Annotated in this window: 11 protein-coding genes; 5 read left to right on the top strand and 6 right to left on the bottom strand. The window is 62.5% G+C overall.

The window, feature by feature from the left end; all coding sequences use genetic code 11:
* Positions 1–49: 49 nt before the first annotated feature.
* The 3 genes from ACSYDW_RS06525 to ACSYDW_RS06535 all read right to left on the bottom strand — a co-directional run bounded on the left by ACSYDW_RS06525 (position 50) and on the right by ACSYDW_RS06535 (position 2634).
* Positions 50–679: a pentapeptide repeat-containing protein gene (locus ACSYDW_RS06525; protein WP_438337900.1), complete on the bottom strand. Its 630-nt coding sequence runs from the start codon at positions 677–679 to the stop codon at positions 50–52.
* A gap of 178 nt (positions 680–857) precedes the next feature.
* Positions 858–1274 (bottom strand): hypothetical protein, encoded by a 417-nt coding sequence (locus ACSYDW_RS06530; protein ID WP_438337901.1) that lies wholly within the window; start codon positions 1272–1274, stop codon positions 858–860.
* Positions 1275–1518: 244 nt separating this feature from the next.
* Positions 1519–2634, bottom strand: a complete 1116-nt coding sequence (locus tag ACSYDW_RS06535) for an AI-2E family transporter (protein ID WP_438337902.1) — start codon at positions 2632–2634, stop codon at positions 1519–1521.
* Positions 2635–2833: 199 nt separating this feature from the next.
* Between ACSYDW_RS06535 and ACSYDW_RS06540 the strand changes: the two genes are divergently transcribed.
* The 3 genes from ACSYDW_RS06540 to ACSYDW_RS06550 all read left to right on the top strand — a co-directional run bounded on the left by ACSYDW_RS06540 (position 2834) and on the right by ACSYDW_RS06550 (position 4708).
* Positions 2834–3478, top strand: coding sequence for a GAP family protein (locus tag ACSYDW_RS06540; RefSeq protein WP_438337903.1), 645 nt, complete (start codon positions 2834–2836; stop codon positions 3476–3478).
* A gap of 354 nt (positions 3479–3832) precedes the next feature.
* The gene (locus ACSYDW_RS06545; RefSeq protein WP_438337904.1) at positions 3833–4177 is read left to right on the top strand and encodes an SHOCT domain-containing protein; all 345 of its coding nucleotides are present in this window, start codon (positions 3833–3835) and stop codon (positions 4175–4177) included.
* Positions 4178–4321: 144 nt separating this feature from the next.
* Entirely contained in the window at positions 4322–4708 is a 387-nt protein-coding gene (locus ACSYDW_RS06550; RefSeq protein WP_438337905.1) for a phage holin family protein, read from the top strand.
* Positions 4709–4886: 178 nt separating this feature from the next.
* Here ACSYDW_RS06550 and ACSYDW_RS06555 read toward each other — a convergent pair whose 3' ends face one another.
* Both ACSYDW_RS06555 and ACSYDW_RS06560 read right to left on the bottom strand, forming a co-directional pair.
* The gene (locus ACSYDW_RS06555; RefSeq protein ID WP_438337906.1) at positions 4887–6953 is read right to left on the bottom strand and encodes an ABC transporter ATP-binding protein; all 2067 of its coding nucleotides are present in this window, start codon (positions 6951–6953) and stop codon (positions 4887–4889) included.
* Positions 6954–8687, bottom strand: coding sequence for an ABC transporter ATP-binding protein (locus ACSYDW_RS06560; RefSeq protein ID WP_438337907.1), 1734 nt, complete (start codon positions 8685–8687; stop codon positions 6954–6956).
* A 353-nt stretch (positions 8688–9040) separates the two neighbouring features.
* Between ACSYDW_RS06560 and bcp the strand changes: the two genes are divergently transcribed.
* Entirely contained in the window at positions 9041–9517 is a 477-nt protein-coding gene (bcp, locus tag ACSYDW_RS06565) for a thioredoxin-dependent thiol peroxidase (RefSeq protein WP_438337908.1), read from the top strand.
* Between the two features lie 43 nt (positions 9518–9560).
* Here bcp and ACSYDW_RS06570 read toward each other — a convergent pair whose 3' ends face one another.
* Positions 9561–10454, bottom strand: coding sequence for a formylglycine-generating enzyme family protein (locus ACSYDW_RS06570; protein ID WP_438337909.1), 894 nt, complete (start codon positions 10452–10454; stop codon positions 9561–9563).
* A gap of 264 nt (positions 10455–10718) precedes the next feature.
* Here ACSYDW_RS06570 and ACSYDW_RS06575 point away from each other — a divergent pair, with 264 nt between their 5' ends.
* Complete coding sequence (locus ACSYDW_RS06575; protein ID WP_438337910.1) at positions 10719–13064, top strand: arylsulfatase; 2346 nt, start codon at positions 10719–10721, stop codon at positions 13062–13064.
* Positions 13065–13333 lie beyond the last annotated feature (269 nt).

A 13333-nucleotide genomic window follows, 5' to 3' on the forward strand; every position in this document is an offset into this window, starting at 1 on the left:
CCTACCCTATCGAGCCAAGCTGGGCGGGTGCTCCACCGGCGCCGCGGTTCTATTCGACGCGCAGGCCCAGTTCGGCGGCCAGGATCGGGGCCAGGTCCATGAGCTGCTCGTAGGTGACGGTGGCGCCCTTCAACGAGGAGATGCCCGAGATCGCGCGCAGCCGGGCCCCGCGCAGGTCCACGTCCTTGAGCTTGGCGCCGTTGAGCACCAGCGTGTCGACGGTGCAGTCGATGAAGGAGACGCGCTCCAGGTTTGCGGTGCCGGCGTCGAGTTCCTCGATGTGCACGTCGCGGAAGACCACGTCCTTGATCTTGGCGCGGCGCAGGTTCAGGTAGCCGAGCTTCGCGCGCTCGAAAAGCACCGAGCGGAACGTCGCCCCGTAGAGTTCGGCCGACCCGATGCGCCCGCCGACAACGGCGGTGTTCCACCATCCCGAATCCGGGGCCTCGAGCACCGGGGCGTTGACCTCCTCGAGGCGGCAGTCCCCGAAGGTCACCCTGGCCATCGGGGCGCCCTGCAGCGCGACCGAACGGAAGATGCACTCGGTGAAGACCGCGTCCTCCAGGTCGACGCCGTCGGCGTCGTCGGATTCAAAGAGCAGCCCCTCGGCCCGGCCGTCGAGATCGAGCCCGGTCAGGTCCCCCGAGCCTTGGGTGGTGGGTTCCGTGAAGGCAGGCATGCGGGGGGCTTTAACCGGTGAAGACATGGCCAATAGTTTATGCCGCATTGGGACCGCGCACCGACGGCGCAACGCGTTGGCATTCTCACCCGGTCCCGGCTTGACGCGGCTGTGCCGCGTCACGCCGGCGCACGGCTGCGGAGGTGTTTCCGCGTCCGGGCGCCGCCCGGCTACAGCGTTAGCACTTGAGTGCTTCGCTGATGCCCTTCTGTGCGGTCTCGACGCCGGCGATGTCGTCCGAGACAGAGTCCTTGGCCTGCGGGACCGTCATGTCCGAATCCACGTCGGAAACGGCCTTGTCGAGGTTCTTCCAGGCGGCGTCAAGGGCATCCTTGCGGTCCGCCTCGACCTTTTCCAGCGACTTCTGCAGATCTGCGTAGCTGGAGGCGACCTTGTCGCGGGCTTCCTTGATTTCGCCGACGGTCGGGGCGCTGGTCAGCGAGGTCTTCACTTCGGCGACGGCACCGACGAATGCCGCGTAGGAGTCGCACGCCGCGGCGGTGTTTTCCTCCGGGGTGGAGCTGCATGCGGCCAGGGAGGCGCCCAGCACGGCGGTCAAGGTGAGCGAGGTGAAAAGCTTTGCGGTCTTGCGCATGATTGTTTCCTTGTGAAGGTGGCGTTGATGTCTTCCGGCGGCGACCGCTCCGGCGCCGCCCGGGCCAGGCGCTGTTTCCCGCCCGGTTCCGGGTCAGGAACCGTGCAGGCACCACCCAGCTAATGCGAACCCTACATTACCGAGTCGGGTCCGGATCCTTGGCGCTTAGAGGTTTTTCGGGGTGTCCCGCCGCGAGAGCGGACCAGCTTTGCGGCCACTGGTCGCGGCACGGCGTTCCGCCGGTTCAGGTTGCGGCGTGCTCGCCGTGTTGCCCGCGCTTCGAGCGCCGCGCCGCCTTCGCCTCGGCGTCGTCCTTAAGGAGCAGTTGGCGGGTTTCGGTGACGTCTCCCAGGGCCGGACGCCAGTGCCGCGCGTTCGGGTTGGAGTCCACCAGCAGGGCGCGGACGAACAACGTCAACGGGATGGCCAGGATGGCACCCACGGGCCCGAGCACGAGCGCCCAGAACAACACCGAGAAGAACGTCAGGGTCTGGCTCAGCGCCACGGCGTTTCCGACGACGCGGGGCTGGATGATGGACTGCACAACAGCGTTGATCAGACCGTACGTGATCACCACGGCGATCACGGTGGGCCACCCGCCCACGAAGTACCCGAATGCCAGCGGCGGAATTATCGCAAGGAAATATCCGACGTTCGGAATGAAGCTGCACAGGAACGCCAGCAACCCCCACAGGATCGCGGCCGGAACATGCAGGATGAAGAGCACGAGGCTGTTGAGGACGCCCTGGGCGATGCCCAGCGCCGTGGTGACAACCATGTAGCGGCGCACGCCCGTGGCGTAGTCGGTTAGCGCGACTACCAGGTCAGGCTGCTTGGCACGCAGTTGGCGCAGGATCGTCGGGACGTACATGGCGTCGGCGGCCATCAGGATCAGCATCGTCAGGATGACCACCAGGGATCCGGTGATCCCGAGCAGGCTTCCGAAGAAGCCCGTCACGAAGCCCACGATGCTGCCCGGGTTAATCCCCTTGAGGATGCCCTGGATCTGCTCGGGTCCGATCCCGATGGAGGCCAGCCACTGCCCGATCACCGTGCCGAGCTGGGCGAGCTGCCCGGAATATTGCGGGAGCATCGTGGCGAACTGTGCGAAGGCGATGATGAGTGTGAAGATGAATCCCGCCAGCAGCAGGAACACCACCAGGATCACGGAACCCGTCGCCAGCCCGTGCGGCACTCCCCAGCGCTCCAGCGCCACCCGCACTGGGTGCGCGCAGATCGTCAGGACCAGGGTGAGCAGGACCGGGGCCAGGATGCCGCCGATCGCATGCATTCCCATGGCAGCTACGGTTGCGGCGGCCAGCGCCACCAGGATCATTGTCCCTCGATGGGAGCCTTTCACGGTCCGTCCCTTTCGGCCGATGATGCACCGCCCCCTCCGGAAAGACCGGGAAGGGGGTGTCGTTCAGGTTTTGGGACGATTGGTCCCCGACGTCATCGTCTCCGGGTGGGGAGGCACCGGGAGGACGCTCATATGATTGTTGCATGTTTGTCGGCGCACGAGAGGGTACACCTGCATGATTCTCCAAGCCATTGGGCATTTGCTGCCCCTGGCCGTGGCAGTGGCGATCAGTTCGGTGCCCATCATGGCGGTTCTGCTGATCCTGCTTTCCCCGACACCACGTAATTCGTCCATCGCCTACCTGGCAGGCTGGGTTCTCGGCATCGCCGCGCTGGCGGTGGCCTTCTCGGCCGGCGCGGCCGCCTTCCCCGCGACCGAAAAGCGCCATCCCGATTTCACCTTCGCTCTCGCCCAAATCGTCATCGGCATTTCCCTCGAGGCGTTCGCGCTGGCGCTGTGGCGGCGATCGGACCGCAACGCCACCCAGGAAATGCCCAAGTGGTTGCGGGTCGTCGGCGCCGTACGGCCGTGGCAGGCCTTTGGTTTCGCCTTTGCCCTGAACCTGCGGCCCAAGGCACTGCTGCTCAGCGCCGCGGCGGGCGTGGTACTGACTGCCCAGCCACTCACTGCAGGAAGCTGGGCCGTTGCGCTGGTCGTGTACACGGTGATTTCCGCATCAACGATCGGTATTCCCGTGCTCTATGCGATAGTGAATCCCGCGAGCGCCCAGCCCCGGCTGGAAGTGGTGCGGGATTGGATTCTCCAGAACAACCGCATCATCACGATCTTGGTCATGGTCGTCATTGGGTTCGTCATCCTTGGCAACGGCTTGACCCTCCTCTAATCGCGGGTCCCGGACGGGACGGTCCCCGATCATGTCTTGGCCCGAACTGCCCGGACCGGGTCATTCTGTGCACCGATCAGACCTTAGCGGGCCGCTTCCCAATCCCGGTACCCACATGCGGGCAGTTGGTTTGGGAAGCACCGGCATTGGAATTGCATACCCATATTAAGTGCATGTTGACAAGATCGAATCCAATGTCCAAGACTGAAACTGCAATATTTGCAACCATGCAGTATTTCCATTCTCGGGGCTGTCGAAAGCTCCACAGCCATTAGGAGAACGACCGTGGAATTTTGGTCATCATTTTGGAACATAATCTGGTTTTTCGTTTGGTCTTTTGTTTTCATTGCCTACTTGATCGCGATCTTCTCGATCGTCACCGACCTGTTCCGCGATCGTGAACTCAATGGGTGGTGGAAGGCATTGTGGCTCGTTGCCTTGATCTTCGTCCCGTTCCTTACGGCCCTTGCCTACCTGATTTTCCGCGGCAAGAACATGGCCGAACGCAGCCACAAGGCCGCCGTCGACAGCACCGTCGCCGCCGAGGACTACATCCGCAACGTGGCGCAGGTCAGCCCGAGCGACGAAATCGCCAAGGCCAAGGCGCTTCTCGACAGCGGAACCATCACCGCGGAGGAATACGAGCACCTCAAGGTGCGTGCCCTCGGCAACCTCCACACGACGCAGCCACAGGCATAGCGGAAGTATCGTTGCCACTCCGGCTGGCCGGATGCCCCAGGCATCCGGCCAGCCTTTTTGGGTCGCGGGGTTCCAGCGACACCTCTCTCAACCCGAGCCGCCGGCTCCCCCACGCGGCCCAGCCAGCACCAAACGATCGGCACCATGAAAACTTTCCTGATTCGAATCTGCATCTACCTCGGAACCTCGGCGCTGGGCTTGCTGATTACCTCCTGGGTGCTGCCAGGGTTCACGCTCACGGCCGGCGGGTTCCTCGTCGCCGTCACGGTGTTCGCCGTGACCCACTCGGTGCTGGCGCACGTGGGGTCATGGACAACCTCAAGGTTCGCGCCGCTGGCTTCCGCGGGCGTCGGCCTGTTCTCCACGTTTGCTGCGCTCTTTATCGCCCAGCTCTTCCATGGCGGCCTGCGGATCCATGGGCTCGAGACCTGGCTTCTTGCCCCGCTCGTGGTGTTGGCAACCACAACGCTTGGCGCATGGTTGCTGCCACTCGTGTTTCTCAAAAAGCGCGTGAAGGCGACAAAACGATAATCGGCCGGCACGCACAGCCAGCCAACCCGCCGGGCACGGCCGAACCGCCGTACGCCACTGGATGCGTCAGTGGGCAAACCGACTCCAAAGAAAGGGGCCGAACGCTTGCGGTATGCGGGACACTGTCCCATGTACCGCCGGCGTTCGGCCCCTCCTTCTTCGGGCAGACCAGCTGGCGCTAGCTTGTGGCTCCGGACTCCGGTTCGTCCTCCGGCGCAGGCACTCCCTCCAGGGGTGCTCCCCCACCTGCCGACACCGCGTCGTCCTCCACCGGTCCGGCGAACTGGGACTGGTACAGGCGGTAGTAGGCACCGCGAACTTCGAGCAGTTCGTGGTGGCTGCCCTGTTCGACGATCTTGCCTTCCTCCATCACCAGGATGGTGTCGGCATCGCGGATCGTTGAGAGTCGGTGCGCAATCACGAAGCTGGTCCTGTCGCTGCGCAGCGCCGCCATGGCGTGCTGCACCAACAGCTCGGTGCGCGTGTCGACGCTCGAGGTTGCCTCGTCCAGGATCAGCAACGAGGGGTTGGCCACGAACGCGCGGGCGATCGTGATCAGCTGCTTCTCACCGGCCGACACGTTGGTGCCTTCCTCGTCGATGACCGTCTCGTAGCCGTCGGGCAGGGCGCGGACGAACCTGTCGACGAAGGTGGCCTTGGCCGCGGCCATGACCTCCTCGTCGGTAGCCTCGAGCCGTCCGTAGCGGATGTTTTCCATGATGGACCCGCCGAACAGCCAGGCGTCCTGCAACACCATTCCGACCTTCGAGCGCAGGTCGGCCCGCGAGATGGCGGTGATGTCGACCCCGTCGAGGGTGATGCGGCCGGAGTTGAGCTCGTAGAAGCGCATCACCAGGTTGACTAGCGTGGTCTTGCCCGCGCCGGTGGGACCGACGATGGCCACGGTGTGGCCCGGGTGCGCCTCGAAGGAAAGGTTCTCGATCAGCGGCTTGTCCGGGGAGTAGGAGAAGCTGACGTTCTCGAACTCGACGTGCCCGTCCGTGCGTGCCGGCAGCTTGTCGGTGACGGTGTCGGCGTCCTGCTCCTCGGCGTCAAGAAGCTCGAAGGTCCGCTCCGCGGAAGCCACGCCCGACTGCAACATGTTGGCCATGCCGGCCATCTGTCCGAGCGGTTGCGTGAATTCGCGTGAGTACTGGATGAACGCCGTCGCGTCGCCCAGGCTCATCTGGCCCGATGCCACGCGCAGACCGCCGACGACGGCAATCCCCACATAGGCCAGGTAGGAAACGAAGGTCATGACCGGGAAGATCATGCCCGACACGAACTGGGCACCGAAGGACGCCTTGTAGAGCTCGTCGTTCTTCTCGTGGAAGCGATCGAGCATGTCTTTCTCACGCCCGAAGACCTTCATCAGGTCGTGGCCGGAGAAGGATTCCTCGATCTGCCCGTTCAGCGCACCGGTGTTCTTCCACTGTGCGGTGAACAGTCCTTGTGCACGTGATCCGATGACGCCCGCGGCAACGGCGGAGAGCGGCAACGCGATCAACGCGATGAGCGCCATTTGCCACGAGACGATGAACATCATGATCACGATGCCGATGACAGTGAGCAGCGACTGGACCAGCTGGCTGACAGCCTGCTGCAACGCGTTCTGGATGTTGTCCACGTCGTTCGTCACGCGGGAGAGCAGGTCGCCGCGCTGGCGGGTGTCGAAGTAGTTCAACGGGAGTTTGTTGAGCTTGTCCTCGACGTCCTTGCGCAACTTGTAGACGACCTTCATGACCAGCCGGTTCAGCAGCCAGCCCTGCGCCCACATGAACAGCGATGCCACGAAGTACATGGCAAGCACGATCAGGATGTAGCGGCTCAGCAGCGGGAAGTCGATCCCCTGTCCGGGCACCAGGTTCATGGTGGCCATCATGTCGGCCTGGTCGGTTTGGCCGGATGCGCGCAGTCCCTCGATGATCTGCTCGACCGGGACGTCCGTCGGCATCTGCTTGCTGAAGAAGCCGGCGAAGATGACGTCCATGGCCTTGCCCAGGATCTTCGGGGCAATGACCGAGAGCACCACGCCGGCCGTGACGAGGAGCAGGACCAGGCTCATGCCGACCTTTTGGGGGGCCAGCAGGCCGATCAGGCGCTTGGCCGACGGCCAGAAGTGCTTGGCCTTGCGCACGGGCACCGAGTCGCCGAACATGTCGGATGACCCGGCGGTGTCGAACTCGTCGATGTCATCGTTCACCTCGACCGCTGGTGCGGTGTTTTCCTTGGTACGTTTCGCCATTTAGGCCACCTCCTCCGCTGCCAGCTGCGATGTCACGATTTCTTGGTAGGTCTCCGAGGATTCAAGCAGTTCCTCGTGGGTTCCCCGGGCAACGATTTCGCCGTGGTCGAGCACCAGGATCTGGTCGGCACCGGTGATGGTCGAGACACGCTGGGCGACGATGATGACCGCCGCGTCCCGGGTCGGTTCCCTGAGCGCGGAGCGCAAACGGGCGTCGGTGGCGACGTCGAGCGCCGAGAAGGAATCGTCGAACAGGTAGATCTCCGGCTTGGCCGCGAGCGCGCGGGCAATACACAGGCGTTGGCGCTGGCCGCCGGAGACGTTGGTGCCGCCCTGCGAGATGCGACCCTCAAGGCCGTCCTCGCGTGCCGTGACGAATTCATGGGCCTGTGCCACATCGAGCGCTTCCCAGAGCTCCTCGTCGGTGGCCCCATCGGCGCCGAAGCGCAGGTTGCTGGCCACCGTTCCGGAGAACAGGTAGGGCCGCTGCGGGACCGTGGCAACGCTTGCGGAAAGCTGCGCGCGGGTCAGGTCCGTGACCGGTGCCCCACCGACCAGTACCTGGCCCTCCCCTGCGTCGTAGAGACGCGGGATCAGGTTCAACAGTGTGGACTTTCCCGCACCCGTCGATCCGATGATGGCAGTGGTTTCACTGCGCTTGGCGGTGAAGGACACGTCGTTGAGCACCGGGGCCTCGGCACCGGGGTAACCGAAGGTGACATTGCGGAACTCGACGGTGCCGGGCTCCGTCATCTCGACAGTGCGCTCCGTTTGGTCGACGAGCGTCGGCTCCAGGGTGATGACCTCGGTGATGCGCTCGGCACAGACGATGGCGCGCGGGATCATCATGGCCATGAAGGTTCCCATCATGACAGCCATGAGGATCTGCAGCAGGTACTGCAGGAATGCGGTGAGTGCGCCGATCTGCATGTCGCCGGATTCAACGCGGGCACCGCCGAACCAGAGCACGGAAGCCGTGGCGATGTGCAGGATCATGCCGATCAACGGGAACATCAAGACAAAGAGGTTGCCGACCCTGACGCCCACGCGGGTCAGCTTGGCGTTGGCGTCCTCGAAGCGCTCGGTTTCATGCGGCTCGCGCACGAAGGCGCGAACGACCCGGATGCCGGTAATCTGCTCGCGCAGCACCCCGTTGATCCCATCGATTCGGTCCTGCATCTGGCGGAAGAGCGGCATCAGGAAGAACACCAGCACGCCGACCACGGCAATGAGCACGGGCACGGAGACCCACACCAGCCACGACAGTCCGGCGTCTTCGCGCAGTGCCATGATGATGCCGCCAATGCACATGATTGGTGCCGAGACCATGAAGTTCAGTCCCATGAGAACGAGCATCTGCACTTGCTGCACGTCGTTGGTGCCGCGCGTGATCAACGTTGCGGCACCAAATTTGTTGACGTCCTGTGCGGAGAAGGAGGTGACGGAGTCGAAGACCGAATGACGCAGGTCCCGGCCGATCGCCATGGCCGTCTTGGCCCCGAAGTAGACTGCGGCGATGGCGGTGAGGACCTGCACGAAGGCGACTGCGAGCATGACCGCGCCGGTGCGCCAGATGAAGTCCGTGTCCCCTTTAACCACGCCGGTGTCAATGATGCGTGCGTTGAGGCTTGGAAGGTACAACGTGGCGATCGTGGTTGCCAGCTGGAAGAACAGCACGGCCAGGATCCACCACTTGTAGGGCTTTGAGTATCGGAGAATGAGTTTTAAGAGCATCTAGGGAGTCCTCGGTGTATGCCCCACAAGGCGCCTGATGGCGCCTTTGAGGGAATGGCTCGACGATGGTTTTCGGCGGAAGCATTGGTCACTTTACACTCGATCGCCGACACTTTGACCCTCCCACAGGAGTATTTTTGCCCTTCCCCGGAGGGCGAAAAGCTCGCATATCAGGGGGTGCGGGCGCACCACGAAGCGGTGCGGCAGGGGGCGATATCCGCGCGGTCTTGAAGCACCTTCGACGGTCGGTTCGCCGGCAATGTTCGCAGACAGGCGCCGGCCCCCTGTTGCAATTGATTCGGCTGCCCTAGAATGAAATTCAATTACCACAATACGAAATTAAAGGAGTGCCCATGCCTGATCTCTCAACCAAGCTGGCCGTCGGAGAGCAAGCACCGCAGTTTACGCTCAACGACTCCCAGGGGCGTTCGATCGCCTTGGCCGACTACGCCGGAAAGAACGTTGTCGTCTACTTCTACCCGAAGGCGGCAACGCCAGGATGCACAACCGAAGCATGCGACTTCCGCGACAACCTGAACTCGCTGCGTGCGGCCGGCTACGAAGTCCTCGGCATATCCCCCGACGGGAACGAGGCGCTGGCTGCCTTCTCAGAAGCAGAATCCCTGAACTTCCCGCTGCTTTCCGATCCGGACCATTCAGTCGCCATCAGCTTTGGCGCCTTCGGGCCCAAGGAAATCAACGGCCAACGCTTCAACGGAACCCTGCGCAGCACGGTGGTTGTGGACACCCAGGGAAACATCTCGCTGGCGGAATACAACGTGGACGCCAGCGGCCACGTTGCACGGCTGCGTGACGAACTAGGCATCTAGCACGCCTGTAGGGCATCGCAGGGGCATCCGCCCTTGCGATGCCCTACAGGTCCTTGGCACACCTGAAACCGATGTGCGTCGTTGCCGAATCGTCGCTTTGCGGCGACCTGGCGGCTGGGCGATAGCGCAGGCAATAGTCCGGGGAGCATAGGTGGGAGCCACCCTTGAGCACGCGACGTTGCGGTGCGGGTTCGGGGTCCCCCAGCAGGTTGGGCCGTCCCCCCGCTTCGGCGAAGGCTGCTTCCGGATCAATGTGGAACGGGTGGTACTCATCGCTCGTCCACTCCCAGACATTTCCGATGACATCCCGCAGCCCATATCCGTTGGCTGGGAACGAGCCGACGGGCGAGGTTCCCACCCAGCCGGCCGCCCCGGTGTTTTGATACGGGAAACGGCCTTGCCAGGTATTGGCCATCAACCGGCCGCCGGGGGTGAGTTCATCGCCCCATGCGTAGCGTGTTCCATCCAAGCCCCCGCGGGCAGCGTATTCGAATTCGGCTTCCGTCGGCAGCCGCTTTCCCGCCCACGCTGCATAGGCATTTGCGTCCTCGAACGAAACCTGGGTCACCGGGTGTTCCAACAGGCCGTCGATTCCAGTACCGGGGCCCCACGGGTTCCGCCACGAGGCTCCGGGAACCCAGCGCCACCAGGCGCGCCAGTCAGCAAGGTTCACAGGGCCCGAGGTGGGGGTGAAAACCATGGAACCGGGAACCAGGTCTGCCGGATTCGCCCCGGGGAAGAGAGTCGGGTCCATTTCGCGTTCGGCGACCGTCACGTATCCGGCCTCCCGGACAAATTCTGCAAACTGGGCCACTGTTACCGGGTGGACATCAAGTTCAAATGACTCGACTGTTCTTCGATGGATCGGTTGTTCGTCGCGGTAGAAACGGGCATCACCCATGGAAAATTCGCCGCCGTCAATCCGAACCATCTGCATACCTGAACTCTAACAACTGCCCCACTGCGGCACGGCAGCCTACCCGTACGCATCAGAACTCGCCCTCATGGCCTTCCGCGCTCACGGCGAAATCCTGATCTGCCTGTTTCCAGGCCATGTAGAGAGAATCACGGCAACGACACGGAGAATTTGCTGGCCGCCGTCGGCACCCGGGAGCTAGGGTGAAAACGAGTAGCTCACTCCGTCACACGATGACAACTTCCCATATCAGCGCAGAAACTAATACCACCAACAGGATGTGCCATGGCTGAATCAATCAATCGTTTCCGTTTGCCGATCGTCGAACCTGCTGTTCGCGCAGACACGCCAATGGACGCCCGCCATGCTCGCAAACCTGCAATCAAAGCCGCGCTGCGTCCGCCCAAGGGAGCACCCAATGTGCTGCTGATCTTGGTTGATGACATGGGATTCGGCGTAAGCAGCGCATTTGGCGGTCCTGCAAGAATGCCTCAGGCCGAACGGATGGCGGCCGAAGGCACCAGTTACACACGTTTCCACACGACGGCGCTGTGCTCCCCGACCCGCCAGGCACTGATGACCGGCCGCAACCACCACAACGCCGAGATGGGTGCACTGGCCGAAGTTGCCACCTCGTTCCCCGGCTACACCGGGATACTCCCTGACGACTGCGGAACAATTGCGCAGACCCTGCGGCTCAACGGCTACTCCACCGGAATGTTCGGCAAGATGCATCAAACCCCGCCGTGGGAAACCAGCCCGTCGGGGCCTTTCGACCGCTGGCCCACCGGGGAAGGATTCGAGAAGTTCTACGGGTTCCTCGGCGGCGACACCAGCCAGTGGGTGCCGGCACTTGTGGAGGGCACGAAGCATATCGAGCCCCCAAAAACGCCCGAGGAGGGGTACCACCTCTCGGAGGACCTCGTCGATCAGGCCATTTCCTGGCTCGGCAACCTCAATTCCTTGACTCCGGACAAGCCGTGGTTCACCTACCTGTCATTCGGCGCAACGCATGCACCGCATCACGTTCCGCAACAGTATCTTGATGCCGTTCGCGGCACGTTCGACTACGGCTACGACGAACAGCGCGAACGTACGTTCAAGAGGCAAAAAGAGCTTGGGATCCTCCCTGAAGAAGCGGTTCTGACCGAACCCAATTCGCTGATCCCGTCGTGGGACGAGCTCGGCGACGACGACCGAATGGTCGGGACGCGCCTCTTTGAGGCTTATGCCGCCATGGCGGCCCACACTGACGACCAAGTGACGCGGTTGATGGATTTCCTGGAGGAAATCGAAGTCCTGGACGACACGCTTGTTTTCTACATCCTGGGCGACAACGGAGCGTCGGCCGAGGCCGGCCCGTTTGGGACGTTCAATGAAATGGCCTACCAAAACAATGTCCTCATGACCACCGAGGACATCAAGCCCCATCTGGACGAAGTGGGCGGACCCAAGTCCTTCAGCCACATGCCTTCGGGCTGGGCGCATGCGATGAACGCCCCGTACCAGTGGAGCAAGATCGTCGCCTCGCACTGGGGCGGTACAAGGACCGGCATGATTACCAGGTACCCGGGACACGTTGCGGCAGGTGCGATTCGCCCGCAGTTCACCCACGTGATCGACATCGTACCGACAATCCTCGAGATGACGGGGCTCCCCGCCCCGCAGCAGGTCAACGGCGTGGAACAGAAACCGCTTGATGGAACAAGCTTTGCCTACACCTTTGGCGAAGACGCGGCAGATGCCGAAGAGCAACACTTCACGCAGTACTTCGAGATCGCTGGAAACCGCGGCATCTATCACGAGGGATGGACTGCCGTTACGAAGCATCTGCTGCCCTGGCCGGATCCCAACGACCACATCCCGCCCCTCGACAAGGACAAGTGGGAGCTTTACGGCCCGGATGACTGGACCCAGGCCAATGACCTGGCCACCGAAATGCCAGAAAAGCTTGAAGAGCTCAAGGGTCGGTTCCTCATAGAGGCCACCAAGTACAAGGTCCTCCCCTTGGACGATAGGCAGCGAGAACGCTTCGACCCCAAGATCGCGGGCCGGCCGGATCTCATGCAGGGAAGGACAAGCCTGACGCTGCGCCCAGGCATGACCCGACTCAACGAAAACACAGTGCTCAACGTAAAGAACACCTCCTTCAGCGTGACTGCCGGCGTGACAGTGGCGGACGAGTCGGCACAAGGCGCCATCATCGCCCAAGGCGGCGGATTCGGAGGGTGGTCCTTCTACTTCGTGGACGGTTTGCTCACCTATGCGCACAACTTCGTCGGGATGGAGATCATGAGCGTTCGGTCCGATACCCCGATTGAGCGTGGAAACCACGTCGTGGAGATGACCTTCGAGTACGACGGAGGCGGAGCAGGCAGGGGCGGCAACGTGCAGTTGCGCTGCGACGGCCAGGTGGTTGGCTCCGGCCGAATTGAAAAAACCGTCCCCGCCTTGTTCTCCTTCGACGAAGGGCTTGATGTCGGTTTGGACAGCCTCGACCCTGTGGTTCCCGACTACAAAACCCCGAAGGGAACGTTCAACGGAGCCATTGAATACGTCACGTTGAACATCGCACCGGAATCATTCCACGACGAAGATCTGGTGCTTCAGGCGAAGTACCGCCGCCAGTAGGTCCTACATCGTGTAGGTGGGTCGTGTCTCGGAACCGCCCCACCTACACGGTTGGCAAGCAACACCGGTTGCCAACCTATTGAAAAGCAACACCGGTTGCCAACCTATTGAAGAAGGCTCGGTTCAGAGATTCATTCAGGCTTTCCTTCCTCACCACAAACCGAGTTTTGCGGCATTCTCCGTGGAAGCGCTCGACGAGGACATACGAAACGATATTCGGAAAATGTTCCGATTGCCCGACTTCAAGAATGCATTTAAGAAAGAGTAGA

Source organism: Paeniglutamicibacter selenitireducens (genome assembly GCF_051550675.1).
Taxonomy (GTDB): Bacteria; Actinomycetota; Actinomycetes; order Actinomycetales; family Micrococcaceae; genus Paeniglutamicibacter.

What these genes read in the sequence shown, in the direction of transcription:
- ACSYDW_RS06525 (WP_438337900.1), bottom strand. Translation starts at nt 679, where the DNA reads ATGCCTGCCTTCACGGAACCCACCACCCAAGGCTCGGGGGACCTGACC.
- ACSYDW_RS06530 (WP_438337901.1), bottom strand. Translation starts at nt 1,274, where the DNA reads ATGCGCAAGACCGCAAAGCTTTTCACCTCGCTCACCTTGACCGCCGTG.
- ACSYDW_RS06550 (WP_438337905.1), top strand. Translation starts at nt 4,322, where the DNA reads ATGAAAACTTTCCTGATTCGAATCTGCATCTACCTCGGAACCTCGGCG.
- ACSYDW_RS06555 (WP_438337906.1), bottom strand. Translation starts at nt 6,953, where the DNA reads ATGGCGAAACGTACCAAGGAAAACACCGCACCAGCGGTCGAGGTGAAC.
- ACSYDW_RS06560 (WP_438337907.1), bottom strand. Translation starts at nt 8,687, where the DNA reads ATGCTCTTAAAACTCATTCTCCGATACTCAAAGCCCTACAAGTGGTGG.
- bcp (WP_438337908.1), top strand. Translation starts at nt 9,041, where the DNA reads ATGCCTGATCTCTCAACCAAGCTGGCCGTCGGAGAGCAAGCACCGCAG.
- ACSYDW_RS06570 (WP_438337909.1), bottom strand. Translation starts at nt 10,454, where the DNA reads ATGCAGATGGTTCGGATTGACGGCGGCGAATTTTCCATGGGTGATGCC.
- ACSYDW_RS06575 (WP_438337910.1), top strand. Translation starts at nt 10,719, where the DNA reads ATGGCTGAATCAATCAATCGTTTCCGTTTGCCGATCGTCGAACCTGCT.